Below are 23758 nucleotides of genomic sequence, written 5' to 3'. Positions count from 1 at the left end.
AGCTCTTGAGCACGCTGATTGTTTCTTTGCCGCCGCGCGAGCCGGCCGTGCCGCTGCAGGAGTGGCAGTGGCCCGAGCTGCCGTTCACGCTCGTGGACAAGGCCGGCCAGGTGCAGCGCGCGGGCCGCGCCGCGCTCGCGCTGCTGCCGCGCGCGAACGCGACGGTGCTGATCGTCGCCGCGCGCGACGTGCTGCTGCTGGCCGCGACCGTGCCGCCGCTCAAGGGGCCGAAGCTGCGCCAGGCGCTGCCCAACATCGTCGAGGACCAGCTGATCCAGGATCCGCTCGGCTGCCATATCGCGCTCGATCCGGTCGCGCTGCCCGACGGCCGCCGCGTGCTGGCCGTCGTCGATCGCGCGTGGTTCCGCGCGATCTGCGACGCGTTCGCCGCAGCCGGCCACCGGCACCTGAGCGCCGTGCCCGCGACGCGCTGCCTGCCCGCGCCTCGGGCGTCGGCGGCGGACGCTGCGCTCGATGCGCCTGCCGACGGTGAGGCCACGCCGGCCGACTCGATCACGGCGGCGGACGAGCCGCCCCCTCGCCCGACGGCGGTGGCCGCGGTGCTCGGCCTCGCGACGACGGTCGAACCCGTGCTCGTGGAAGCCGGCGCGCAGCCGGCCGCGGCCGGTGCGCCGCGTCTCGAGCTCGCGGTCGCGCGCGGCGCGCTCGGTGAAGGTTTCGCAGCGCCGGCATCCCGCGCGGGCGGCACGCTGGCGGCGCTCGCCGGTGGCGGCGACGTCGAGCTGTACGAACTCGGCGAACCGGGCGCGGAGCCGCGCCTCGCATCGGTCGGGCGTGCCGACGGCCCGCTGCTGCCGGGCGCGCAACCGCTGTCGTTCGACGCATTCGCGCGGCGTGCGCTGACCGAGCGCTTCGATCTGTGCCAGTTCGAATTCGAATCCCAGCCGTGGCGCTTCGACCGCGCGACGGTGAAGCGCCTGCGCGTGCCGATCGCACTCGTCGCGGCCACGCTCGGCGTCGCGGTGATCGGGATGAACCTGCACTGGTGGAAGCTGTCGCGCGAGCGCGACGCGCTGTCCGCGCAGATCACCGAGACGCTGCTGTCGGCCTTCCCGAAGACGACGACGGTGCTCGATCCGCCCGCGCAGATGCAGCGACAGCTCGACCAGCTGCGCCTTGCGGCGGGCGAGCTGTCGCCGAACGATTTCCTCGCGCTGTCGAGCGGGTTGTCGCGTTCGATGGGCGCGCTGCCGCTGAACGGAATCGCGTCGCTCGATTATCACGACCGGCGGCTCGACGTCGGCTTCAAGCCGGAGGTCAAGGTCGACCCCGATTTCCCGCAGCGTCTCGCGCGCAACGGGCTGTCCGGCGAAGTCGACAGCAGCACCGGCAAATGGACGATCCGGAGCCGCTCATGAAGACCGAACAACTGAACCAGACGCTGGCCCAGTTCTGGGGCGAGCGCACGCCGCGCGAGCGCACGCTGCTCGGCTGGGGCGGCGCCGTGCTGGCGGTCGCGATCGCGTATTCGGTGCTGTGGTCGCCCGCGCAGGAAGGCCGCGCGCGGATCCGCCACGAACTGCCGACGATGCGCCGCGAGCTCGCGCAGATGACCGCGCAGGCCACCGAGGCAAAGTCGCTGACGGCCGCCGCGCAAGGCGTCGCGCCGACCGGCCTCGCGCTGAAGGACGCGCTCACCGCGTCGCTGTCCGATCACGGGCTGCAGGGCGCGCAGGTGCAGGTCGTCGGCAACGGCGTGCAGGTCCAGATGAAGAACGTGCCGTTCCCGGTGTGGACGCAGTGGCTCGACGACGCGCGCCGGCAGTTCAAGGTGCAGGTCGGCGAATCGCACGTGACCGCGCTGAAGGAAGACGGCCAGGTCGACCTGACGGCCGTGATGCAACCCTCGACGCAGAAATGACGCAGTGGATGAAACAAGCGACGGTCGGCCGATGAGGCCAGGGATCCGGCGGCTCGTCGCCGCATTGCCGTGGGTGGTGGCGGGCGGGCTCGCGACGGCGCTGACGCTCGTCGCGCTCGCGCCGGCCGCCTGGATCGCCCCGCAGTTCGCGCGCGCGACCGGCGGGCACGTCAATCTCGTCAATCCGGACGGATCGCTGTGGCACGGTTCGGCCACGCTGATGCTCGCGCCGGGCGCGGACCAGAGCGCGGCGACGCTGCTGCCGGGCCGGGTCGAATGGACCACGGGCTTCTGGCCGCTCCTGACCGGGCGCGTGCAGATGCGCATGCGGCAGACCGAGGCGATGCCCGACGCCGTCACGCTCGATGCGACGTGGCGCGGCGCGGTGCTGTCGGCGGGCTCGATGGCCGTGCCCGCGTCGCTGCTCGCCGGGCTCGGCACACCGTTCAACACGCTCGACCTGCAGGGTGACGTGCGGCTCGGCTGGACCGACTGGCGGATGATCGGCAACAACGCGTTCGGCCAGTTGACGGTGACGATCGATTCGATGAGTTCGCGCGTGTCGCGCGTGAAGCCGCTCGGGTCGTACCGGGCGGTGCTGCAGGCGAAGGGGGCGGACGCCGATCTCGACCTGTCGACGACGCAGGGCCCGCTGTTCCTCGACGGGCACGGCAGCTTCGGCCCCGGTCAGGGTTCGTTTCGCGGCACCGCGCACGCGGCGCCCGAGCAGCAGGCGAATCTCGCCGGGCTGCTGAACCTGCTCGGCCATCCGATCGGCAACAACCAGGTGTCGCTGATCTTCGGCGACGCGACGCGCTGACGCGTGCGGCGCGCTCGCCTTTTCCCGTCTTACTTCTGCGCGAGCGGTGCGGCAGCCGACGGTGCGGTCGCACCGGACGTCGGCACCGGCGCCGCCACATCGCCCGTTTCGCGCGCCATGTCCGATGCATCCCAGCCGCCGCCGAGCGCCTTCACGAGCCCGACCGACGACACCATCCGCTGCCCGCCGATCGTCGCGAGCTTCTGCTGCGCGGTGAACGCGGTGGTCTGCGCGGTCAGCACGTTCAGGTAGGCAACCGTGCCGGCCTTGTACTGGTTCGTGACGATCGCGAGCGCGTGCTCGGCACTGTCGACGGCCTGCCGCTGCACGTCGACTTCCTGCGCGAGGATGCGCTGCGACGCGAGGTTGTCCTCGACGTCCTGGAACGCGGTGAGCACCGCGAGGCGGTACGCGGCGACGTCCTGGTCGTAGGTCGCGCGCGCGGCATCTGTCTGCGCGGCGCGCAGGCCGGCATCGAACAACGTCGCCGCGAGCTGCGGGCCGACCGTCCAGAACCGCGCGGGCAGCGTGAACAGCTGCGACCACACCGAGCTCTGGAAACCGCCCGTGGCCGACAGCGTGAGCGTCGGGAAGAACGCGGCAATCGCGACGCCGATCTGCTCGTTCGCGGCCGCCGCGCGGCGCTCGGCCGCCGCGATGTCGGGCCGGCGCTCGAGCAGCGCGGACGGCACGTCGACCGGCGTGATCGGCGGTTCCGCCGCGAGCGGATTCGGCGGCAACGAGAATGTCGAGGCCGGTTCGCCGATCAGCGTCGCGATCGCGTGCTCGTACTGCGCGCGCGCGACGCCGTTGTCGATCGACGCGGCCTGCGCGCTCTGCAGCTGCGTCTGCGCCTGGATCACGTCCGCGCGCGCGGCGACGCCCTGCGCGTACTGGTTCTGCGTGAGCTTCAGCGATTCGCCGTACGACTTCACAGTGTCGTCGAGCAGCTTCTGCAGCGCATCGGACGTGCGCAGCTGGAAGTAGGTCTGCGCGAGCAGCGCCTGCTGCGACAGCCGCGCGTTCGCGAGATCGGCCGCGGCGGCCGCCTCGCCGGCGCGCTGCGCGCTGACGCTGCGGCTCACCTTGCCCCACAGGTCGGGCTCCCAGCTCGCATCGAGACCGACGCTGTAGCTGTTGCCGATCGACGAGCTGCTGCCGAAACCCGACGTGCTCGACGTCGACGCGCGCCCCGTGCGGGAGCGCGAGCCCGACGCGGTCAGCCCGACGGTCGGGAAGTACGCGGCACGCGCTTCGGCGACGAGCGCGCGGGCTTGCCGGTACGCGGCGGCCGATTGCGCGATGGTCTGGTTCGATGCGTTGAGCTTGCCGATCAGCGCGTCGAGCTGCGGATCGTTGTAGACGGTCCACCACGGGCCGCGGTCGGCCCGGTCGGCGGGCTGCGCGACCTTCCAGCCGGCCGGCGCTTCCTTGAAGGCGGCGGGGATCGACGTGTCGGGCCGGTGATAGTCGGGCCCGACGGCGCAGCCGGCGAGCAGCACGGCCGTCGCAACGGCGACGGCGGCGCTCAGCGGGCGAAGGGCGCGCGGGAGGGGGGCGTACGGCATCGTGGTATTCCTGTCTGGGCGCGATGGCCGGCGAGCGGCGTCGCGCGATGCGGTCGTTGTGCCGCTGACGGACAAATGGTAACTGACGGCGGGAAAGCTGCGCAGCCCTAAGGGTACGGTGCGCGGCGGCACGAATGTGTTACCGGCTCGGCCGGCCGGTTTACCGGTCATTACGGATCGCTTGCGCGCGGAGCGGGCAACGAATGCGGCGCGGACGGCGCCGGGCCGCGGGGATGCGGCCGGCGTTCAGTCCGGATGGCGGGGGGGGGGGCGGTGTCAGTGGCAGTGCACGGGCACCGGGACGGGATCGGCGGCGGACCGCCATGTCGACGGCTCCGTTGCCGCCGGCTGGCTCGTGCGGCGGGCGGTGTGCTTCGCGTTGCGCTGCCGGCGATGATCGAACCAAGCGAACCCGAGCGCCGCGAGCGATCCGCCCGGTACCACCAGCATCGTCACGTACAGCGCGATTTTCCAGCCGCGGTGCGGCCCGGAAAACACATGATGAGCGGTATCGGTCAGGTTGCGGCGCAGCGCGCCGGCGGCATTTTTCAGGAACAGCATCGCGAACATCCTCGGGGTGCCCGGCAGCGCGGGCGAAGCGGTCAGAACATCGTCTCCGGCAGTGCAACATGCACGTCGTAACTGGTTGCCTGAAATAATATTGACTAAGCAATTAATTTTCAAGATACTGGGCGCGTTTTGACCTGAAACGCACTATTGCTGCGCGCGCAATTCGCATGAACGGCGGCCTCTACGATCCGGACACCATCGCACTGGAAACGAGCCTCGGTTACTACCTGACCAAGGCCCGGCAGGCGCTCGTCGAGCGAATGGACCGCGCGCTCGAGCCGTACGACCTCACCGCGCAGCAGATCGGCGTGATCCTGCTGTTGTCGCGCGGCTATGCGCGCACGCCGTTCGAGCTGTCGCGCAAGATGTCGTACGACAGCGGCTCGATGACTCGAATGCTCGACCGTCTCGAGCGCAAGGGCCTGATCGCACGCTCGCGCAGCGAACAGGACCGCCGGGTGATCGAGCTGACGCTGACCGAACGCGGCGCCGAAGCAGCCCGCGCGCTGCCGTCGCTGATCGCGACCGCGCTGAACGCGCAGCTCGCCGGCTTCTCGGCCGACGAACTCGCGCTGCTCACCGGCCTGCTGCAGCGGTTCATCGCCAACGGGCCCGGCGACACCGGCTGCCCGAAGCCCGACGAACCGGATTGTTGAGCACGGAGGCCCGATGTCCAAGTTAAGCAGTCGCTTATTTCTCTGTCTGGGCAGAAGATGACAAGGCACGTGCTCCGTCTCTCCCCTCACCCGTTCCAACCAGCCGGGCCGCGCGGTATCGTGCGCCCGTGCGCCGTGCCGGCGCGTCGCGCGCGCCGCGTCTAGGAGATTCCGATGTCCGCCACCACGGCATCCGCCGCGCCCCGTCCCGCCGAACCCGCGCCGCTGACCGGCGGCGCGCTCGCGCTCCTCACCGTCGGGCTCGCGCTCGGCACCTTCATGGAAGTGCTCGACACGTCGATCGCGAACGTCGCGGTGCCGACCATCTCGGGCAGCCTCGGCGTCGCGACGAGCGAAGGCACGTGGGTGATCTCGTCGTATTCGGTCGCGTCCGCGATCGCGGTGCCGCTGACCGGCTGGCTCGCGCGGCGGGTCGGCGAAGTGCGCCTGTTCACGCTGTCGGTGCTCGCGTTCACGATCGCGTCGGCGCTGTGCGGTCTCGCGGAGAACTTCGAGACGCTGATCGCGTTCCGGCTGCTGCAGGGCCTCGTGTCGGGGCCGATGGTGCCGCTGTCGCAGACGATCCTGATGCGCAGCTATCCGCCCGCGAAGCGCGGGCTCGCGCTCGGGCTATGGGCGATGACGGTGATCGTCGCGCCGATCTTCGGCCCGTTGCTGGGCGGCTGGATCAGCGACAACTACACGTGGCCCTGGATCTTCTACATCAACCTGCCGATCGGGATCTTTTCGGCGGCCTGCGCGTACTTCCTGCTGCGCGGCCGCGAGACGAAGACGACCAGGCAGCGGATCGACGCGGTCGGGCTCGCGCTGCTGGTGATCGGCGTGTCGTGCCTGCAGATGATGCTCGACCTCGGCAAGGACCGGGACTGGTTCAACTCGACCTTCATCGTCGCGCTCGCGCTGATCGCGGTCGTGTCGCTGGCGTTCATGCTCGTGTGGGAGGCGACCGAGAAGGAACCGGTGGTCGATCTGTCGCTGTTCAAGGACCGCAACTTCGCGCTCGGCGCGATGATCATCTCGTTCGGCTTCATGGCGTTCTTCGGCTCGGTCGTGATCTTCCCGCTGTGGCTGCAGACGGTGATGGGCTACACGGCCGGCAAGGCCGGCCTCGCGACCGCGCCGGTCGGGCTGCTCGCGCTGGTGCTGTCGCCGCTGATCGGCCGCAACATGCACCGGCTCGACCTGCGGATGGTCGCGAGCTTCGCGTTCATCGTGTTTGCCGGCGTGTCGATCTGGAACTCGACGTTTACGCTCGACGTGCCGTTCAATCACGTGATCCTGCCGCGGCTCGTGCAGGGGATCGGCGTCGCGTGCTTCTTCGTGCCGATGACGACGATCACGCTGTCGAGCATCTCCGACGAGCGGCTCGCGAGCGCGTCGGGGCTGTCGAACTTCCTGCGCACGCTGTCCGGCGCGATCGGCACCGCGGCCAGCTCGACGTTCTGGGAGAACGACGCGATCTACCACCACGCGCGGTTGTCGGAATCGGTGAGCGTCTACGCGCAGAGCACGACCGACTACCAGGGTGCGCTCGCGCAGCTCGGCATCGTCGGGCAGACGGCCAACGCGCAGCTCAACCAGCTCGTCACGCAGCAAGGCTTCATGATGGCGACCAACGACTTCTTCCACCTGTCGGCGGGCGTGTTCATCGCGCTCGCGGCGCTCGTGTGGATCACGAAGCCGAAGAAGGGCGCGGGGCCGGCGATGGGGCACTGAACGCGCGGCGGGCCGCGCCGGCGCCGGCCCGCTCCCCTTTCATCCCCGCGGTGGGTCTTACTCCCGCGCCAGCAATCCGCCGAACGCCAGATCGTCGCCCGACGCGATCGGCAGCGTCGCCCGCGCGACCTCGAGCCACGCACGCGCCGCGTGCGACAGATAACCCTTCTTCAGCCAGCCGAGCGCGATCGCCCACGTGATTTCCGGCTCGACGATCGGCCGGCACGTGAACTGCCGCGCGTCGAGGCGCCGGCAGTACGGCTCCGGCAACAGCGCGATGCCGACGCCCGCGTGCACGAGGGCCGCCATGAAATCCCAGTGTCCGCTGCGGCTCACGATCGACGGCGTGAAGCCGGCCTGCCGGCACGCGTCGAGCACCGCATCGTGCAGCGCGAGGCTCTCCGCGTAGAACACGAACGATTCGCGCGCGAGATCGGCGAGCGGCACGGCCTTGTGGTCCTCCCAGCGCGACTCGCGCGGCGCGACGAGCCACAGCGGCGCGTGCACCATCGGCAACCGCTCGAACGTGGCGGGATCGACCGGCTCCAGCAGCCCGCCGAGCTCGAGCTCGCCCGACATCAGCGCGGCCTCGATCATCCGCGCGCCCTGCTCGAACAGCTTCAGCTCGATGTTCGGATACCGCTGCTTGTACGCGGCGATGATCGGCGTGAACAGCGACCCGCCGAGCGGCGGAATGCCGATCGTCAGCTCGCCGCGCCCGAGCGTGCCGAGATCCTTCAGCTCCGACTGCAGCTGCGCCTGCGCGGCGAGCACGTCCTGGCCGCGCTGGAACACGATCCGCCCCGCGTCGGTCAGCACCATCTGCCGGCCGTCGCGCAGCAGCAGCGGCGAGCCGATCTCGTCCTCGAGCGCCTTCACCATCTTGCTGATGGTCGGCTGCGTGACGAACAGCCGGTCGGCGGCCGCCGTGAAACTCTGCTGACGGACCACCTCGACGAAGTACCGCAGCGCGCGCAATTCCATCGATCACTCCCCAGGTTGGTGCAGCGAACACAAACTGAATTCCGAATTGGAATGACAAGGATAGAGACAAGTCATTTTATTTATGGTTAGGGGAAACCCTATACTCACACCATCGACGAAATATCCGTATGGAGCCCGCCATGACCCAGCCGACCGCCACTGCCGCCGCCCGCCCCGCCGCTTCGGGCAACGTTGCGCGTACAGGCCGGATCGTGCTTCAGGCCGCCGCGCTCGGCGTGCTGTGGATGGCCGTCGACTGGACGGTACGCGCGGTCGGGCTGCCGGTGCCGTCCGGCGTGATCGGCCTCGCGGTGCTGCTCGCGCTGCTGTTTTCAGGCCGCGTCGCGCCCGCGTGGGTCAAGGACGGCGCGAACTGGCTGCTGTCCGACATGCTGCTGTTCTTCGTGCCGGCCGCCGTCGCGGCCGTCCAGTACGGCGGGCTGTTCCGCGAGGACGGCTGGCGCATCGCGCTGGTCATGCTCGCCGGCACCGCCTTCGTAATGGTCGCGGTGGCGGTGGCGGTCGACCTCGCCGCGAAGCTCGAACGCCGGCTTGCCGCGCAGCGCGTGTTCGCCGAGCGCCGCCGCGCGCGCGTCGCCACCGTGTCCGCCCACTGAGTCGGAGCCTGGGATGCCTGCGCTGCTGTCGAACCTGTCCACCGACCAGGTGAATACCGCGATCTCCGTCGGCTGCTTCGTGCTGACGGTCGTCCTGTATTTTGTGTCGAAGCGGCTCTACGCGTACCGGAAGACGCTGCTGTTCTCGCCGCTCGTGTTCGTGCCGGGCGTGCTGGTGCTGCTGGTCCTGCTGACCGGCATCCCGTATTCGGTCTATTTCCGCGACACGCGCTGGCTGATGTGGCTGCTCGGCCCGGCGACGATCGCGTTCGCGGTGCCGATCTACGAGTACCGCGACCTGATCCGCCGCCACTGGCTGTCGCTGTCGGTCGGCGTCGCGGTCGGGATCGGCGCGGGCGTGTGCGGGTCGCTGCTGCTCGCGAAGCTGCTGCACCTGTCGCCCGAGCTGCAGCGCTCGCTGATGACGCGCTCGGTCTCGACCCCGTTCGCGCTGGCCGTATCCGACAAGATCCATGCACCGAAGGACCTCACCGCCCTCTTCGTGATCGCGACCGGCATCTGCGGGATGCTGCTCGGCGAAATCGTGCTGGCGCTGGTGCCGATGCGCACGCGGCTCGCGCGCGGCGCGCTGTTCGGCGCGGCCGCCCACGGCGTGGGCACCGCGAAGGCGCGCGAGATCGGCAGCGAGGAAGGCGTCGTGTCGAGCCTCACGATGATGATCGCGGGTGTCGCGATGGTGCTGATCGCGCCGCTCTTGTCGCTGTTGCCGATCTGACGCTGCGCGGGCGGGCGCCGCCTCCAGCCCGCTCCGCCTTGCTGCCCGGCGCCCGCCGGCCGCGCCTCGCCCCGCCGTTGCCGCCCTGCATCGAGCCGATACCCGCCCGACAATCGGCTGAGATAGCCGCAATTCCCCCCTCTTTTCCGCCCATCGGGCTCGGCCCGGATGCCGAACAATGCATGCTACGAGACATCACGCACGCATTCACATGGCCTCCACGACTGCAAACCCGACCGCCGACAAGCCGGCTTCGTCCGGCAAGTTCAAGCGCATCGCGCTCATCGCCGTCATCGCGCTGGGCGCGGCCGCCGCCGCCGCGGGCGGCATGTACGTGTTCCTGAGCAAGGCAGGCGTCGGCCATGCGAGCGCGCCCGCCGAACCCGCGCCGCTTGCCGCGCCGGTGTTCTTCCCGCTCGACCCGCTGACCGTGAACCTGCAGTCGGACGACGGCGTGCAGCACTACCTGCGCGTCGGCCTGTCGCTGAAGCTCACCGACCCGAAGGCGCAGGAGCAGCTGACCGCGCGCATGCCGGAGATCCGCAGCCGGATCCTGCTCGCGCTGTCGAACAAGCATCCCGAGGATCTCGCGACGCCGGACGGCAAGCGTTCGCTCGCGACGGAACTGCGGGAGCTGATCGAACAGCCGACGCAGCCGGGCAACCAGCGCGCGAAGGTCGACGACGTGCTGTTCACCGAATTCGTCGTCCAATAACGCGGCCGGACAAGGAGCGCGCATGGGCCACCAGGAGTTCATGTCCCAGGAGGAGGTCGACGCCCTCCTCAAGGGCGTCACGGGCGAAACCGATTCGGTCGACGAGCAGCGCGACACGTCGGGCGTCCGCCCCTACAACATCGCGACGCAGGAGCGGATCGTCCGCGGCCGGATGCCCGGCCTCGAGATCATCAACGACCGCTTCGCGCGCCTCTTGCGGATCGGCATCTTCAACTTCATGCGGCGCACGGCGGAAATCTCCGTGAGCCAGGTGAAGGTGCAGAAATACAGCGAGTTCACCCGCAACCTGCCGATCCCGACGAACCTGAACCTGGTGCACGTGAAGCCGCTGCGCGGCACGTCGCTGTTCGTGTTCGACCCGAACCTCGTGTTCTTCGTCGTCGACAACCTGTTCGGCGGCGACGGGCGCTTTCACACGCGCGTCGAGGGCCGCGACTTCACGGCCACCGAGCAGCGGATCATCGGCAAGCTGCTGAACCTGGTGTTCGAGCACTACACGACCGCGTGGAAGAGCGTGCGGCCGCTGCAGTTCGAATTCGTGCGCTCGGAGATGCATACGCAGTTCGCGAACGTCGCGACGCCGAACGAGATCGTGATCGTCACGCAGTTCTCGATCGAGTTCGGGCCGACGGGCGGCACGCTGCACATCTGCATGCCGTACTCGATGGTCGAGCCGATCCGCGACGTGCTCGCGTCGCCGATCCAGGGCGAGGCGCTCGAGGTCGACCGCCGCTGGGTGCGCGTGCTGTCGCAGCAGGTGCAGTCAGCCGAGGTCGAGCTGAGCGCGAATCTCGCCGAGATCCCGTCGACCTTCGAGAAGATCCTGAACCTGCGTGCGGGCGACGTGCTGCCGCTGGAGATCGAGGACACGATCACCGCGAAGGTCGACGGCGTGCCGGTGATGGAATGCGGCTACGGCATTTTCAATGGTCAATATGCGTTGCGCGTGCAGAAGATGATCAGCGCGGGCGACACGATGAAGGAAGGTGGATATGAGTGAGCTGAACCCGACGCCCGAACTCGACCCGCAGGCGCTCGCCGACGCGGCGCTCGCGGAATCGGCCGCGGCCGTGCCGGCGGCACCCGCCGCGGCGGAGGAAGAGTCGAGCCTGGATGACTGGGCCGCCGCGCTTGCCGAGCAGAACCAGCAGCCGGTGCAGGCGGGCGCGACCGGCGCCGGCGTGTTCCAGCCGCTGTCGAAGGCCGCGGCCAGCTCGACGCACAACGACATCGAGATGATTCTCGACATCCCGGTCAAGATGACCGTGGAACTCGGTCGCACGAAGATCGCGATCCGCAACCTGCTGCAGCTCGCGCAGGGTTCGGTCGTCGAACTCGACGGTCTCGCCGGCGAGCCGATGGACGTGCTCGTGAACGGCTGCCTGATCGCGCAGGGCGAGGTCGTGGTCGTCAACGACAAGTTCGGCATCCGGCTGACCGACATCATCACGCCGGCCGAACGCATCCGGAAGCTGAATCGGTGAACGTCGTGAAGTCCGGCCGCGGCGCGTGCCTTTTGCCGAGCGTGGCGACGCTGGCCATCGCCGCGTCGTTCGTCTGCGCGCCGGCCGGCGCCGCCGACATGAACGCGGTGAACAACGCCGGCGCCATCGCGTCGAGCGTGACGGTCGGCTCGGCCGTGCCGTCGCTCGGCGTCGGCGCGGTGCTGCAGACGCTCCTCGGGCTCGCGGTCGTGATCGGCCTCGTGTTCGGCTGCGCGTGGCTCGCGCGCCGCTTCGGGTTCCAGCCCGCGCGGCGCGGCGGCCCGCTGAAGGTCGTGTCGAGCGTCGGGCTCGGCGCGAAGGAAAGCGCGACGATCGTCGAGATCGGCGATACCTGGCTCGTGCTCGGCGTCGCGCCGGGCAACGTGCGGCTGCTGCATACGCTGCCGGCCGGCTCGGCGGCGGTCACGACGGCGCCGGCTTCGGCCGACGCCCCCGCCGGCGTCGCATCGGACGAACGCGGCCAGCCCGGCACGTTCGGCGCGCGGTTTCGCGATGCGCTCGCGGGCGAAGCCGCGAAGCGCTTCGGGCGCGGCAAGGACCGCTGACATGGCGTCGCGCCCTCTCTCCGTATTCGCATCTCGATGAAACACGAATTCCTGCGTCACGCGGCGCGCTTCGCGCCCGTGCTGATCCTCGGCCTCGCCCCCGCGCTCGCATGCGCGCAGGCGGCCGGCCTGCCCGCGTTCAACACGAGCCCGGGCCCGAACGGCGGCACCACCTATTCGCTGAGCGTGCAGACGATGCTGCTGCTCACGATGCTGTCGTTTCTGCCGGCGATGCTGCTGATGATGACGAGCTTCACGCGCATCATCATCGTGCTGTCGCTGCTGCGCCAGGCGCTCGGCACCGCGACGACGCCGCCGAACCAGGTGCTGGTCGGCCTCGCGATGTTCCTCACCTTCTTCGTGATGTCGCCGGTGCTCGACCGCGCGTACGCCGACGGCTACAAGCCGTTCTCCGACGGCGCGATGCCGATGGAGCAGGCCGTGCAGCGCGGCGTCGCGCCGTTCAAGAGCTTCATGCTGAAGCAGACTCGCGAGACCGATCTCGCGCTGTTCGCGAAGATTTCGAAAGCCGCGCCGATGCAGGGCCCGGAAGACGTGCCGCTGTCGCTGCTGGTGCCGGCGTTCGTCACGAGCGAGCTGAAGACCGGTTTTCAGATCGGCTTCACGATCTTCATCCCGTTCCTGATCATCGACATGGTCGTCGCGAGCGTGCTGATGTCGATGGGGATGATGATGGTGTCGCCATCCACCGTGTCGCTGCCGTTCAAGCTGATGCTGTTCGTGCTCGTCGACGGCTGGCAGCTGCTGATCGGCTCGCTCGCGCAGAGCTTCACGTAAGCGGAGGAAGCGCGCGATGACGCCCGAACAAGTGATGACGCTGGCGCACCAGGCGATGATGGTCGGCCTGCTGCTGGCCGCCCCGCTGCTGCTGGTCGCGCTCGCGGTCGGCCTCGTCGTGAGCCTGTTCCAGGCCGCGACGCAGATCAACGAATCGACGCTGTCGTTCATCCCGAAGCTCCTCGCGGTGGCCGCGACGCTCGTGATCGCCGGCCCGTGGATGCTGACGACGATGCTCGACTACCTGCGGCAGACGCTGCTGCACGTCGCGACGCTCGGCGCCGGCTGAGCGGCACGCCAGGCTCCGTACCGCCGCGATGTTCTCGGTCACCTACGCGCAGCTCAACGGCTGGCTGACGGCTTTCCTGTGGCCGTTCGTGCGGATGCTCGCGCTCGTCGCGACGGCGCCCGTGATCGGCCACGCGGCCGTGCCCGTGCGCGTGAAGATCGGCATCGCCGCGTTCATGGCGCTGGTCGTCGCGCCGACGCTCGGCGCGATGCCGGGCGTCACCGTGTTCTCGGCGCAGGGCATCTGGATCGTCGTCACGCAGTTTCTGATCGGCGCGGCGATGGGCTTCACGATGCAGATCGTGTTCGCGGCCGTCGAGGCGGCCGGCGACTTCATCGGCCTGTCGATGGGGCTCGGTTTCGCGACCTTCTTCGACCCGCATTCGAACGGCGCGACGCCGGCGATGGGCCGGTTCCTGAACGCGATCGCGATGCTTGCGTTCCTTGCGGTGGACGGCCACCTGCAGGTATTCGCGGCGCTGGCCGCGTCGTTCCAGTCGCTGCCGGTGTCGGCCGATTTGCTGCACGCGCCCGGCTGGCGCACGCTCGCCGCATTCGGCGCGACCGTGTTCGAGATGGGGCTGCTGCTCGCGCTGCCGGTGGTCGCGGCGCTCCTCATCGCGAACCTCGCGCTCGGGATCCTGAACCGCGCGGCGCCGCAGATCGGCATCTTCCAGATCGGCTTTCCGGTGACGATGCTGGTCGGGCTGTTGCTCGTGCAACTGATGATCCCGAACCTCGTGCCGTTCGTGGCGCACCTGTTCGACATGGGGCTGGATGCGATGGGGCGGGTGCTGGTGGGGTGGCGGTGACAAGTGGGTCGTTCCTCGCGAGCGACAGGCGTCGCTTCGGACAGGTCATCAGAGTTTCGTGAGGATTCAGAGACTTTTCAGCTGGCGCGATTGGCGACGAATTTACTGATTGACTCGGGAATGACGCGTTCGCATTTAACGGGATACTCGCGACCGTGTTGCGGGCGGCATGGGCGGGGCGCCCTCTCGTCGCAACAGACGACGCTTGCGCCCGGCGAGTCGGTTGCGCTCGTCGGTCCGTCGGGCCAGGGCAAGACGACGCTGGTGAAGCTGCTGCTAGGCCTGCTGACGCCCGAACATGGCAGCGTGCACATCGATGGTATCGACATCCGTAAGCTCGGGCTGCATCCATATCGCGACCAAATCGGTTGCGTGATGCAGGACGACGTCCTGTTCGCCGGCTCGATCGCGGACAACATCGGCTTCTTCGATCCACAACCCGACGACGCGCGAATCGAGGAGGCGGCGCGGCACGCGCAGATTCACGATGACATCGTTGCGATGCCGATGGGCTACCGAAGCCTCGTCGGTGACATGGGATCGTCGCTGTCGGGCGGCCAGCGCCAGCGCGTGCTGCTCGCCCGCGCGTTCTACCGCCGGCCCGCGATCCTCGTGCTCGACGAGGCGACGAGTCATCTCGACACCGACCGCGAATCCGTGATCAACGACGCAGTGCGTCGCATGAACATCACGCGCATCATCATCGCGCACCGACCGGAGACGATCCGGAGCGCAGATCGCGTAATCGAAATTGCATACGGCCGCACACTCGAACTGGATATCAATGTCTTGTTCCCGACGCAGTCCGCATAGCATCGCGACACGTCAATTCGCACACCTGCATTTCCCATGAAGTTGCATGTTGCCAATTGCTATGAGCCGGATCGCTGTTGGCCATCCCACTGCGCCATGCGTAGCGAGGCCGATGGAGATCACGGCAGTGCGCAGGGTGCGCGTGCTTGGTGTGGTTCCGATCAGCGGAATGGCTGGGTGGGACGGCGCCGATGGATGACGGGCTGTATCGACTGCATGTCGACGGCTCGCGAGGGGATGTCCGTATCCGCATTCCCGTAGTGTGGTGGCAACGTCGCGGAAAGGAGCGTGCGTCCCCAACCGGCCAGAACCGAATAGACGCGCGGTATCGTATGGCGGCTCCCTGACGCAAGCTATTTCGATGCGTCCGGGAGCCGGTTCTCAGTTAATGCTTTATTAGCGGGGGCTAAACCACCCGGCGAATGCACCTTGGATAGCGCCCGTCGCCATACCCGCGAGGCCGTTTACAGCCCAAGGGACACCGAGCATTGGCTCTGTAATGGCGCCGCCGATCCCGCCGGCTACCGAGCCTTGTAGACCACCAACTACTGCTCCCCAAGGGTTGCCGGCGCCTGCGATCAGCAATCGCTCCTCGTCGGACAGAATGCGAATATTGCCGAAAGTATCGTTGGTATCGAACGCGTCGCAGACAAGCATCATTTCCTTGCTATGGACAGAATATTCCAATCTTGTCATCTCCTTCGGTTAAAGATATAAAAGAACGACTCACTTAATGCGACACCTATCGCTGTGGCCAGTAGCGTAGATGTCGTTCCCGCCGGCAGGAATGTGAACTTCATATTTATAAAATTAATCGCGACAATCGAGAGAATTGCGTTGATTATTCTTGCGACAAAAATCATGACCCACCTCTCGTAATGTTGCCGGAAGTTTATTAAATGGACACACCGGATATGAAGCGTACTCGCTCAATGCAAATTCGGGCATCGCAAAATATCCATTTCTGAAACACTTGATTGTCATCTGGCCGACGGCCAGCAGACACTGTTTGCCACATGAGAGGGTGACTAATCGCCGGCATGAAAGGCACGACGAGTTCCACGGCTACTTGCCGACAGCGCGCGAGTGCACCGCGCCAAATCAACCCGCTTTCGTACGCGTAGCGGATCAGATTGATATTTGTATCGGCTGGCAGCTTTTTCATCGCCGTGTATTTCTGCGTCGAGACGGTGCTGACCGAGCGACCGAGCATCTTCGCAATGCTCGCGAGCGAGTAGCCCAGCGCGAACAGGCGCACGACGTCAAGCTCCTTCTGCGTCAACGTTGGAAGTGCACCGTGGCCGTTCGCGCCTGACTGCCCAACGATCGCGCGAACCGTCGGCGAAAAATACAGCGTTCGACTTGCGCGCACATGCCGGCACGCATGCACGATCTCGTCAATCCCGTCTTCCTTGCTGGCGACGGCTCTCACACCCAGGCGCAGCGCAGCCGCGAAGACGCTCGGATTTTTTTGTGCGGTCAGCATCACGCATTGCGCATTCGGAGCGACGTCGCGCAGTTTGCGCAGCAGCCTCAGACCGTCGATCGATTTCTCGCCGCGATTCATTGAATAGTCGACGACGATGAGATCGACCGGGGAGCGCGTCAATGTATCGATCAATTCCTCCCCGCTATTGCAGCAATGCGAGATGAAGAAATCCGGCTCCCATTGCGGCAGGCGCTTCAACATTTCGATCACCAACGGATGGTCGTCGGCAATGGCGATGGTGGTTGGTCTCATTGGGTCGTCGAAATGAAATATCACGTCAGAAGGCGAGCCGACGACCAGAAATCGCAGTCGGCACTGTGCGTTGCGCGATGCGTCCCGGTCGACCAGCGCCTTTGTCGTGACGCCATGCTGCCGCTGTTGGTCTGGACGCAATGGATGATTCTTTCGTGCTCGCCAAAGCGTAATGCCGAGAAATCAGCATAGATAGGCCGGTTGCCACGCCGACCCGCTGCGCAAACCGCCTTGCGCGGCGCTCTTCGAGCATTCGCGCCGGATTCGTGGAAAACCCCTAACGGAATCGCTGGCCCGCGAAAGGTTGCGGAAGGTTTCGTCTCCCTATACTCGTCAGGACGATGCAGCAAGCATCGCGCCAAACGAATACAACGAAGGAGACGACCCCGATGCGACCCATCCTGCGCACCCTCGCCGTTGCAGCCAGCCTGAGCTGCGCGCTCGCCGCTCACCCCGCCTTCGCCGACGACGGCGGCAAGGTCACGATCATGGTCGGCGGGATCGCCAAGCTGATCTACCTGCCCGCGCGGCTCACGCAGGAGCTCGGCTACTTCAAGGCAGAGGGGCTCGACGTCGAACTGCTGTCGCAGCCGGCCGGCGTCGACGCAGAGAACGAGCTGCTGGCGGGCGCCGTGCAGGGCGTCGTCGGCTTCTACGACCATACGATCGACCTGCAGAGCAAAGGCAAGGAAGTGAAGGCGATCGCCGTGTTCGGCCAGGTGCCGGGCGAGGTCGAGATGGTGTCGACCAAGGCCGCCCCCACCTTCAAGTCGATGGCCGACGCGAAAGGCAAGACGCTCGGCGTGACGGGCCTCGGCTCGTCGACGAGCTTCCTCACGCAATACCTCGCGCTGCAGCACGGCGTGCCCTCGACGCAGTACACGATGCTACCGGTCGGCGCCGACGCGAGCTTCATCGCCGCGATCAAGCAGGGCCGCATCGACGCCGGGATGACGACCGAACCGACGGTGTCCGCGCTCGAGAAGATGGGCGACGCGAAGGTGCTGGTTGACCTGCGCACGCTGGAAGGCACGCGCGCGGCGCTCGGCGGCACCTATCCGGCCGCGAGCCTGTACGTGCAGTCGGCGTGGGCCGATTCGCACAAGGCCGAAGCGACCAAGCTCGCGCACGCGTTCGCGAAGACGATGCAGTTCATCCACACGCACAGCGCGGAGGAAATCGCCGCGAAGATGCCGGCCGACTACCAGAAGGACAAGGCGCTGTACGTGTCCGCGCTGAAGGCGTCGCTGCCGATGTACACGGCCGACGCGAAGATGCCGGCCGACGGCCCGGCGACGGTGCTGAAGGTGCTGTCGGCGTTCAACCCGTCGGTGAAGGGCAAGCACATCGACCTGGCGCGCACCTACACCAACGATTTCGTGAGCGCGAAGTAATCGATAGCGATACAGGCGCCGGCGGCGGCGATCCCGCCGCCGCGCGTTCTCCGTTCCGGCCCGGCTGACCGGCCCGGCGTCGCCACGATGCGGCGTCTTCCTCACCCGCAGGACGAATGCGATGAATCAGGCAGTTTCCCCGAGCACACCGGCGATCGAGTTTCGCAATGTGTCGTGCCGCTTCATTTCGCCGGAAGGCAAGGCCACCGTCGCGCTGCGCGACTTCAGCATGAGCGTCGCACGCGGCGAGTTCATCGCGATCGTCGGGCCGACCGGCTGCGGCAAGTCGACCACGCTGAACCTGATCACCGGCCTGCTCAAGCCGGCGTCGGGCGAGGTGCGCGTGATGGGCCGCCCGGTCGACGGGATCGACCCGCGCATCGGCTTCGTGTTCCAGGCCGACGCGGTATTCCCGTGGCGCAACGTGATCGACAACGTCGCGGCGGGCCCGCTGTTTCGCGGCCGCTCGAAGGACGTCGCGTACGCGCAGGCCGAGGAATGGATCCGCAAGGTCGGCCTCGACAAGTTCACGAAGCACTACCCGCATCAGCTCTCCGGCGGGATGCGCAAGCGCGTCGCGCTCGCGCAGACCTTCATCAACCAGCCGGAAATCCTGCTGATGGACGAGCCGTTCTCGGCGCTCGACATGCAGACGCGCACGCTGATGCAGGACGAGCTGCTGCAGTTGTGGTCCGCGAACAAGGGCTCGGTCGTGTTCGTCACGCACGACCTCGAGGAGGCGATCGCGCTCGCCGACCGCGTGTTCGTGCTGACCGCGCGCCCCGCGACGCTCAAGCGCGTGTACGAGATCGACCTGCCGCGCCCGCGCGTCACGTCCGAGATTCGCTACGACACGCGCTTCATCGAAATTTCCAAGGACATCTGGCACGACCTGCGCGAAGAAGTGCAGATCGGCTGACGGCAGCAAGGACAGGACAGGAGCATGACCGACATGACGCTTCCCCCCACCGCCATTCCGGCAACGTCGCTCGAGGACGAGTCGCGCGCCGCTCAAACCCGGCTGCGCCGCCGCCGGCAACTGATCATCGGCCTGCGGATCGCCGTGCTCGTCGTCGTGCTGGGCGGCTGGGAGCTCGCCGCGCGGCTCAAGTGGATCGATTCGTTCTTCTTCTCGCAGCCGACGCTGATCTTCGCGCAGATCCAGGACTGGTTCGTCAACGGCACGTCGCAGGGGCCGCTGCTCACGCAGGTCTGGGTGACGCTCGAGGAAACCACGATCGGCTTCCTGATCGGCTCGGTCGCCGGCGTGATCTGCGGGATCGTGCTCGGCCGCAACAAGCTGATGGCCGACGTGTTCGGCCTGTACATCCAGATCGCGAACTCGATCCCGCGCGTCGTGCTGGGCTCGGTGTTCGTGATCGCGCTCGGCCTCGGGATGGCATCGAAGATCGCGCTGGCCGTCGTGATGGTGTTCTTCGTCGTGTTCGGCAACGCGTTCCAGGGCGTGCGCGAAGCCGACCGCTACCTGATCGCGAACGCGCAGATCCTCGGCGCGTCGCGCCGGCAGATCACCACGTCGGTCGTGATCCCGTCCGCGCTCTCGTGGATTCTCGCAAGCCTGCACGTGAGCTTCGGCTTCGCGCTGGTCGGTGCGGTCGTCGGCGAATTCCTGGGTTCCAAGCAGGGCATCGGCCTGCTAATCTCCACGGCCCAGGGCGCGTTCAACGCGAGCGGCGTGTTCGCGGCGATGATCGTGCTGGCCGTGGTCGCGCTGGCCGCCGATTACCTGCTGACCTGGCTCGAGAAGCGCCTGCTCAAGTGGCGCCCCGCCGCGTTCTGAGCAGCGCACGCATCGGATCACACGCCCGAACCGCGCCGGTTGCCCCGGCGCGGTTCGGCATTGAGGAGAAGGAATGGCGCACAGCCTGCGCGGGCGGCTCTTGTGGTGGCTGCTGCTGCCGCTCGCGGTGTTCGTGCTGATCGCGGGCGCGATGTCGTACGACACCGCGCGGACCACGGCCGGGCTCGTGCAGGACAGCGCGCTCGTCGCGTCCGCGCGCACGATCGGCGAGGATGTCGAATGGCGCGATGGCTATCTCGCGGCCGACGTGCCGCCCGCCGCGCTGGAGATCTTCGAGTCGCCGTCGGCCGATTCGGTCTACTACAAGGTGATCGACAGCCGCGAGCGGCTGCTCGCCGGCAATCCGGCGCTCGCCCTGCCCGAGCGGCACGGCATCGAGCCGACGCTGTACGACTCGGCGCTCGACGGCGTGCCGCTGCGCGCGGTGGTCTACGACCGCCAGCTGTACAACGAGGGCAAGATCGAGACGGTCACGGTGGTCGTCGCGAAGACGACGCGCTCGCACGATGCGATGGTCGCGACAATCTGGCGGCCGCAGCTCGTGCGCCTGTCGCTGATGCTGGTGCTCGCCGTGGTGCTCGTCTATCTGGGCCTCACGCTTGAGCTGCGCCCGCTGATGAAGCTGAAGGACGACGTCGCCGACCGCGGGCCGATGGAACTGGAGCCGATTCGCCCGGAGCGGCTCCAGCACGAACTGCGGCCGATCGTCGACGCGATCAACCAGTGCATCGCGCGGCTCAATACGCACACGGCCACGCAGCGCCGCTTCATCGCCGACGCCGCGCACCAGTTGCGCACGCCGATCGCCGTGCTCGACACTCAGATCCAGTACGCGAAGCAGCGCGAGCACGATGATGTGGAACTCGCGTCGGTGCTCGACAGCATGCAACGCAGCAGCCGCAAGATGGCCGACGTGACCGACAAGCTGCTGCTGCTCGCGCACGCGGAAGCGACGCCGTCGACGCTGCTCACGCATCGCGTCGATCTCGCCGCGGTCGTATCGAGCGTGCTGGAGGAAACGATCGTGCTCGCGCAGCGGCGCGACATCGACCTCGGCGCGGATCTCGGCGAACGGCTCGACGTCGCGGGCAGCGACAGCCTCCTGACCGCGCTGGTGATGAACCTCGTCGACAACGCGGTGCGCTATACGCAACCGGGCGGTTGCGTGACGGTCGCCGCGCGGCGCGACGGTGACGCCGTCGTGCTCGACGTGGTCGACAACGGCCCGGGCATTCCGGCCGAAGCGCGACCGCACGTGTTCAAGCGGTTCTACCGCGTATCGGCCGACACCGAAGGCTCGGGCCTGGGTCTCGCGATCGTCCGCGAGATCGCGCAGGCGCACGGCGGCAGCGCGTCGCTCGCGCCGGGGCCCGGCAATCGCGGTATCGTCGTGACCGTGCGGCTGCCCGCATACGCCTGAAGAGAAGTCGCCATGAAACTCCTGCTGGTCGAAGACAACGCCGAACTCGCGCACTGGATCGTCAACCTGCTGCGCGGCGAGGATTTCGCGGTCGACTGCGTCGCCGACGGCGAACGCGCGGACACGGTATTGAAAACCGAACGCTACGACGCGGTGCTGCTCGACATGCGGCTGCCCGGCATCAGCGGCAAGGAAGTGCTCGCGCGATTGCGGCGCCGCAACGACAACGTGCCGGTGCTGATGCTGACCGCGCACGGCTCGGTCGACGACAAGGTCGACTGCTTCGGCGCGGGTGCCGACGACTACGTGGTCAAGCCGTTCGAATCGCGCGAACTGGTCGCGCGGATCCGCGCGCTGATCCGCCGGCAGGCCGGTGTGGGCACGACGCAGCTCGTATGCGGCGATCTCGTCTACGCGTTCGGCACACGCGAATTCCGTTGCGGCGACGCGGTGCTCGCGCTGCGTCGCCGCGAGCATGCGATTCTCGAAACGCTGATGCTGCAGCAGAACAAGACGGTGTCGAAGGCGCGACTGATGGACAGCGTGTTCGCCCTCGACGACGAGCCGAGCGCGGATGCGATCGACATCTACATCCACCGGCTGCGCAAGCATCTGGCGGGCAGCACGGCCGAGATCATCACGCTGCGCGGGCTCGGCTACATCCTGCGCGAGAAGAACGCGCAGGACTGACGGCGCCGCCTCCGGCATCGATTCGTAGCACGTAACGTGTCGGCAGCCCGCGGGCTGCCTGTCGGGCTCGCGTGCGCCCACCTGCCGGCCTGCCCTGATTCGCGATTATTGCGCGTTCGGTGTTTTCACCGATCCGATTCTTTCCTCGGGGAAAGCGGCGTGAAGGATTGCACCCTCTACGATGCTACACGTCGGCCGCCTCGCTGTGGCCGGCAACAGCCGGCATACATTACGTACTGCCAACGAACAGATTTCAATGCGGCAGCTCGGAGGAGACGATCTTGAAACGAAAAACCCTTGCCCTTTCCATCGCGGCGGCAGGCCTGTGCGCCGGCACCCAGGCGCACGCGCAGTCGAGCGTGCAGCTCTACGGCCTGATGGACCTGAGCTTTCCGACCTACCGGACCCACGCCGACGCGAACGGCAATCATGTGATCGGCATGGGCAACGAGGGCGAACCGTGGTTCAGCGGCAGCCGCTGGGGTCTGCGAGGCGCCGAGGACATCGGCGGCGGCACGAAGATCATCTTCCGCCTCGAAAGCGAATACGTGGTCGCGAACGGCCAGATGGAAGACGAAGGTCAGATCTTCGACCGCGACGCATGGGTTGGCGTCGAGGACGAGCGCTTCGGCAAGCTGACGGCCGGCTTCCAGAACACGATCGCGCGCGACGCATCGGCGATCTACGGCGACGCGTACGGCTCCGCGAAGCTCACGACCGAGGAAGGCGGCTGGACCAACTCGAACAACTTCAAGCAGATGATCTTCTACGCGGCCGGCCCGACCGGCACGCGCTACAACAACGGCCTCGCGTGGAAGAAGCTGTTCAGCAACGGCATCTTCGCGAGCGCCGGCTACCAGTTCAGCAACTCGACCCAGTTTGCGACCGGCTCCGCGTACCAGGTAGCGCTCGGCTACAACGGTGGGCCGTTCGCCGTGTCGGGCTTCTACAACCACGTGAATCACGGTGGCTTCACGAACCAGACGTTCTCCGTCGGCGGCAACTATGCGTTCAGCATCGTGCGCCTGAATGCCGGCTACTTCCGCTACAACGGCGACCAGGGCTCGCTCGGCCAGCGCCACGACGATTCGTGGACGGTGTCGATGAAGATCGCGCCGAAGGGCGCGCTCGATTACGAGCTCGGCTACCAGCAGATGCGCGTCAAGAACGCCGCGTACAACGCGGACGGCTTCGTGCCGAACGCGAACCTCGGTGCGTTCAGCCTGACGAACGGTGTCGGCAACGGCTTCAAGGAGACGATCTACGGGTCGGTGTTCTATCACCTGAGCAAGCGCACCGAACTGTACCTGGCCGGCGACTACATGAAGCTGCATGGCGGCTACACGGTTTCGTCGACGTTCGGCGCGAAGAACCAGCTCGAACTGACCTCGGGCATCCGCACGCGCTTCTGACCCCGCGGCCGGGGCGCGCCGCGCCCCGCCGTATCGTTCGTTCGGGACTCTCCATGCGGGCACGCCGGCGTTTTGCGCCGACCGTGCCCTTTTTTTCGTCGTTTTCGGCCCGTGCGCGACCCCGCTGACACGGGCATCGGCCGGCGCCGCGACGACTGGCCCGAAGCCGCTCGCGGCCCGTCGGACGGGCGATCGCGGCCGATGCACGCACG

Annotated in this window: 25 protein-coding genes and 1 pseudogene; 21 read left to right on the top strand and 5 right to left on the bottom strand. The window is 67.4% G+C overall.

Annotated features, from left to right (window positions below):
- The first annotated feature begins 5 nt into the window (after nucleotides 1–5).
- The 3 genes from gspL to ACV22W_RS14720 are packed head-to-tail and all read left to right on the top strand — an operon-like array spanning nucleotide 6 to nucleotide 2702.
- Nucleotides 6–1379, top strand: coding sequence for a type II secretion system protein GspL (gene gspL, locus ACV22W_RS14730; RefSeq protein ID WP_448020104.1), 1374 nt, complete (start codon nucleotides 6–8; stop codon nucleotides 1377–1379).
- On the top strand, nucleotides 1376–1882 hold the full coding sequence (gene gspM, locus ACV22W_RS14725; protein ID WP_448020103.1) for a type II secretion system protein GspM: 507 nt from the start codon (nucleotides 1376–1378) through the stop codon (nucleotides 1880–1882). The genes gspL and gspM overlap by 4 nt, the downstream gene beginning before the upstream one ends.
- 31 nt (nucleotides 1883–1913) lie before the next feature.
- On the top strand, nucleotides 1914–2702 hold the full coding sequence (locus ACV22W_RS14720; RefSeq protein ID WP_448020102.1) for a type II secretion system protein N: 789 nt from the start codon (nucleotides 1914–1916) through the stop codon (nucleotides 2700–2702).
- A gap of 29 nt (nucleotides 2703–2731) precedes the next feature.
- Here the strand turns inward: ACV22W_RS14720 and ACV22W_RS14715 are convergent, their stop codons facing one another.
- Both ACV22W_RS14715 and ACV22W_RS14710 read right to left on the bottom strand, forming a co-directional pair.
- Nucleotides 2732–4270 carry an efflux transporter outer membrane subunit gene (locus ACV22W_RS14715; protein WP_448020100.1) on the bottom strand — a complete coding sequence of 513 codons (1539 nt, stop codon included), beginning with the start codon at nucleotides 4268–4270 and terminating at the stop codon, nucleotides 2732–2734.
- Between the two features lie 276 nt (nucleotides 4271–4546).
- The gene (locus ACV22W_RS14710) at nucleotides 4547–4831 is read right to left on the bottom strand and encodes a multidrug ABC transporter ATPase (RefSeq protein WP_082721891.1); all 285 of its coding nucleotides are present in this window, start codon (nucleotides 4829–4831) and stop codon (nucleotides 4547–4549) included.
- Nucleotides 4832–5007: 176 nt separating this feature from the next.
- On the opposite strand from ACV22W_RS14710, the gene ACV22W_RS14705 reads away from it, so the two are divergent.
- Nucleotides 5008–5496: a MarR family winged helix-turn-helix transcriptional regulator gene (locus tag ACV22W_RS14705; protein ID WP_059531315.1), complete on the top strand. Its 489-nt coding sequence runs from the start codon at nucleotides 5008–5010 to the stop codon at nucleotides 5494–5496.
- A 174-nt stretch (nucleotides 5497–5670) separates the two neighbouring features.
- Nucleotides 5671–7233, top strand: coding sequence for a DHA2 family efflux MFS transporter permease subunit (locus ACV22W_RS14700; RefSeq protein ID WP_059691482.1), 1563 nt, complete (start codon nucleotides 5671–5673; stop codon nucleotides 7231–7233).
- Nucleotides 7234–7290: 57 nt separating this feature from the next.
- On the opposite strand, the gene ACV22W_RS14695 is transcribed toward ACV22W_RS14700, so the two are convergent.
- Nucleotides 7291–8217 carry a LysR substrate-binding domain-containing protein gene (locus ACV22W_RS14695; RefSeq protein WP_448020098.1) on the bottom strand — a complete coding sequence of 309 codons (927 nt, stop codon included), beginning with the start codon at nucleotides 8215–8217 and terminating at the stop codon, nucleotides 7291–7293.
- Nucleotides 8218–8357: 140 nt separating this feature from the next.
- Here ACV22W_RS14695 and ACV22W_RS14690 point away from each other — a divergent pair, with 140 nt between their 5' ends.
- The 10 genes and pseudogenes from ACV22W_RS14690 to ACV22W_RS14645 form a co-directional block, all read left to right on the top strand.
- Nucleotides 8358–8834, top strand: coding sequence for a CidA/LrgA family protein (locus tag ACV22W_RS14690; RefSeq protein WP_448020096.1), 477 nt, complete (start codon nucleotides 8358–8360; stop codon nucleotides 8832–8834).
- A gap of 13 nt (nucleotides 8835–8847) precedes the next feature.
- Nucleotides 8848–9570, top strand: coding sequence for an LrgB family protein (locus ACV22W_RS14685; RefSeq protein ID WP_448020095.1), 723 nt, complete (start codon nucleotides 8848–8850; stop codon nucleotides 9568–9570).
- 178 nt (nucleotides 9571–9748) lie between these two features.
- Nucleotides 9749–10285, top strand: a complete 537-nt coding sequence (fliL, locus tag ACV22W_RS14680; protein ID WP_059531331.1) for a flagellar basal body-associated protein FliL — start codon at nucleotides 9749–9751, stop codon at nucleotides 10283–10285.
- A gap of 22 nt (nucleotides 10286–10307) precedes the next feature.
- Nucleotides 10308–11306, top strand: coding sequence for a flagellar motor switch protein FliM (gene fliM, locus ACV22W_RS14675; RefSeq protein WP_059531334.1), 999 nt, complete (start codon nucleotides 10308–10310; stop codon nucleotides 11304–11306).
- On the top strand, nucleotides 11299–11790 hold the full coding sequence (gene fliN / locus ACV22W_RS14670) for a flagellar motor switch protein FliN (RefSeq protein ID WP_059531336.1): 492 nt from the start codon (nucleotides 11299–11301) through the stop codon (nucleotides 11788–11790). The genes fliM and fliN overlap by 8 nt, the downstream gene beginning before the upstream one ends.
- On the top strand, nucleotides 11787–12356 hold the full coding sequence (gene fliO, locus ACV22W_RS14665; protein WP_448020093.1) for a flagellar biosynthetic protein FliO: 570 nt from the start codon (nucleotides 11787–11789) through the stop codon (nucleotides 12354–12356). The genes fliN and fliO overlap by 4 nt, the downstream gene beginning before the upstream one ends.
- Nucleotides 12357–12392: 36 nt before the next feature.
- A complete protein-coding gene (gene fliP / locus ACV22W_RS14660) occupies nucleotides 12393–13154 on the top strand; it encodes a flagellar type III secretion system pore protein FliP (RefSeq protein ID WP_059465943.1) in 762 nt (253 codons plus the stop codon).
- Nucleotides 13155–13170: 16 nt separating this feature from the next.
- Nucleotides 13171–13443, top strand: a complete 273-nt coding sequence (gene fliQ, locus ACV22W_RS14655; RefSeq protein ID WP_006750427.1) for a flagellar biosynthesis protein FliQ — start codon at nucleotides 13171–13173, stop codon at nucleotides 13441–13443.
- A gap of 28 nt (nucleotides 13444–13471) precedes the next feature.
- Nucleotides 13472–14254, top strand: a complete 783-nt coding sequence (fliR, locus tag ACV22W_RS14650) for a flagellar biosynthetic protein FliR (RefSeq protein WP_059691479.1) — start codon at nucleotides 13472–13474, stop codon at nucleotides 14252–14254.
- A gap of 201 nt (nucleotides 14255–14455) precedes the next feature.
- Nucleotides 14456–15067, top strand: a pseudogene (locus tag ACV22W_RS14645) (ATP-binding cassette domain-containing protein); the annotation flags it as partial.
- A gap of 396 nt (nucleotides 15068–15463) precedes the next feature.
- Here the strand turns inward: ACV22W_RS14645 and ACV22W_RS14640 are convergent.
- The gene (locus ACV22W_RS14640; RefSeq protein WP_448020092.1) at nucleotides 15464–15754 is read right to left on the bottom strand and encodes a hypothetical protein; all 291 of its coding nucleotides are present in this window, start codon (nucleotides 15752–15754) and stop codon (nucleotides 15464–15466) included.
- A gap of 208 nt (nucleotides 15755–15962) precedes the next feature.
- A complete protein-coding gene (locus ACV22W_RS14635; RefSeq protein ID WP_448020090.1) occupies nucleotides 15963–16949 on the bottom strand; it encodes a response regulator in 987 nt (328 codons plus the stop codon).
- A 248-nt stretch (nucleotides 16950–17197) separates the two neighbouring features.
- Here ACV22W_RS14635 and ACV22W_RS14630 point away from each other — a divergent pair, with 248 nt between their 5' ends.
- The 6 genes from ACV22W_RS14630 to ACV22W_RS14605 all read left to right on the top strand — a co-directional run bounded on the left by ACV22W_RS14630 (nucleotide 17198) and on the right by ACV22W_RS14605 (nucleotide 23546).
- On the top strand, nucleotides 17198–18202 hold the full coding sequence (locus ACV22W_RS14630) for an ABC transporter substrate-binding protein (RefSeq protein ID WP_448020088.1): 1005 nt from the start codon (nucleotides 17198–17200) through the stop codon (nucleotides 18200–18202).
- A 121-nt stretch (nucleotides 18203–18323) separates the two neighbouring features.
- Entirely contained in the window at nucleotides 18324–19121 is a 798-nt protein-coding gene (locus tag ACV22W_RS14625) for an ABC transporter ATP-binding protein (protein WP_027788757.1), read from the top strand.
- Nucleotides 19122–19145: 24 nt separating this feature from the next.
- Nucleotides 19146–20003: an ABC transporter permease gene (locus ACV22W_RS14620; RefSeq protein WP_107938093.1), complete on the top strand. Its 858-nt coding sequence runs from the start codon at nucleotides 19146–19148 to the stop codon at nucleotides 20001–20003.
- A gap of 73 nt (nucleotides 20004–20076) precedes the next feature.
- A complete protein-coding gene (locus tag ACV22W_RS14615; protein WP_448020086.1) occupies nucleotides 20077–21444 on the top strand; it encodes a sensor histidine kinase in 1368 nt (455 codons plus the stop codon).
- 12 nt (nucleotides 21445–21456) lie between these two features.
- The gene (locus ACV22W_RS14610; protein ID WP_448020085.1) at nucleotides 21457–22134 is read left to right on the top strand and encodes a response regulator; all 678 of its coding nucleotides are present in this window, start codon (nucleotides 21457–21459) and stop codon (nucleotides 22132–22134) included.
- A 281-nt stretch (nucleotides 22135–22415) separates the two neighbouring features.
- On the top strand, nucleotides 22416–23546 hold the full coding sequence (locus ACV22W_RS14605) for a porin (RefSeq protein WP_448020084.1): 1131 nt from the start codon (nucleotides 22416–22418) through the stop codon (nucleotides 23544–23546).
- Nucleotides 23547–23758: the final 212 nt, after the last annotated feature.

Source organism: Burkholderia sp. AW49-1 (assembly GCF_053427845.1).
Note: the sequence above shows the minus strand (reverse complement) of the source record. Positions and strands in the feature narration are given on the sequence as shown.

Bases quoted from the DNA above. Each gene is read 5' to 3' on its own strand.
- fliP (WP_059465943.1), top strand. From the start codon at position 12,393: ATGAAACACGAATTCCTGCGTCACGCGGCGCGCTTCGCGCCCGTGCTG.
- ACV22W_RS14710 (WP_082721891.1), bottom strand. From the start codon at position 4,831: ATGCTGTTCCTGAAAAATGCCGCCGGCGCGCTGCGCCGCAACCTGACC.
- fliR (WP_059691479.1), top strand. From the start codon at position 13,472: ATGTTCTCGGTCACCTACGCGCAGCTCAACGGCTGGCTGACGGCTTTC.
- fliM (WP_059531334.1), top strand. From the start codon at position 10,308: ATGGGCCACCAGGAGTTCATGTCCCAGGAGGAGGTCGACGCCCTCCTC.
- ACV22W_RS14690 (WP_448020096.1), top strand. From the start codon at position 8,358: ATGACCCAGCCGACCGCCACTGCCGCCGCCCGCCCCGCCGCTTCGGGC.
- gspM (WP_448020103.1), top strand. From the start codon at position 1,376: ATGAAGACCGAACAACTGAACCAGACGCTGGCCCAGTTCTGGGGCGAG.
- fliQ (WP_006750427.1), top strand. From the start codon at position 13,171: ATGACGCCCGAACAAGTGATGACGCTGGCGCACCAGGCGATGATGGTC.
- ACV22W_RS14700 (WP_059691482.1), top strand. From the start codon at position 5,671: ATGTCCGCCACCACGGCATCCGCCGCGCCCCGTCCCGCCGAACCCGCG.
- ACV22W_RS14715 (WP_448020100.1), bottom strand. From the start codon at position 4,270: ATGCCGTACGCCCCCCTCCCGCGCGCCCTTCGCCCGCTGAGCGCCGCC.
- ACV22W_RS14685 (WP_448020095.1), top strand. From the start codon at position 8,848: ATGCCTGCGCTGCTGTCGAACCTGTCCACCGACCAGGTGAATACCGCG.
- ACV22W_RS14720 (WP_448020102.1), top strand. From the start codon at position 1,914: ATGAGGCCAGGGATCCGGCGGCTCGTCGCCGCATTGCCGTGGGTGGTG.
- ACV22W_RS14630 (WP_448020088.1), top strand. From the start codon at position 17,198: ATGCGACCCATCCTGCGCACCCTCGCCGTTGCAGCCAGCCTGAGCTGC.
- ACV22W_RS14625 (WP_027788757.1), top strand. From the start codon at position 18,324: ATGAATCAGGCAGTTTCCCCGAGCACACCGGCGATCGAGTTTCGCAAT.
- fliN (WP_059531336.1), top strand. From the start codon at position 11,299: ATGAGTGAGCTGAACCCGACGCCCGAACTCGACCCGCAGGCGCTCGCC.
- ACV22W_RS14615 (WP_448020086.1), top strand. From the start codon at position 20,077: ATGGCGCACAGCCTGCGCGGGCGGCTCTTGTGGTGGCTGCTGCTGCCG.
- ACV22W_RS14620 (WP_107938093.1), top strand. From the start codon at position 19,146: ATGACCGACATGACGCTTCCCCCCACCGCCATTCCGGCAACGTCGCTC.
- ACV22W_RS14610 (WP_448020085.1), top strand. From the start codon at position 21,457: ATGAAACTCCTGCTGGTCGAAGACAACGCCGAACTCGCGCACTGGATC.
- fliL (WP_059531331.1), top strand. From the start codon at position 9,749: ATGCATGCTACGAGACATCACGCACGCATTCACATGGCCTCCACGACT.
- ACV22W_RS14695 (WP_448020098.1), bottom strand. From the start codon at position 8,217: ATGGAATTGCGCGCGCTGCGGTACTTCGTCGAGGTGGTCCGTCAGCAG.
- ACV22W_RS14705 (WP_059531315.1), top strand. From the start codon at position 5,008: ATGAACGGCGGCCTCTACGATCCGGACACCATCGCACTGGAAACGAGC.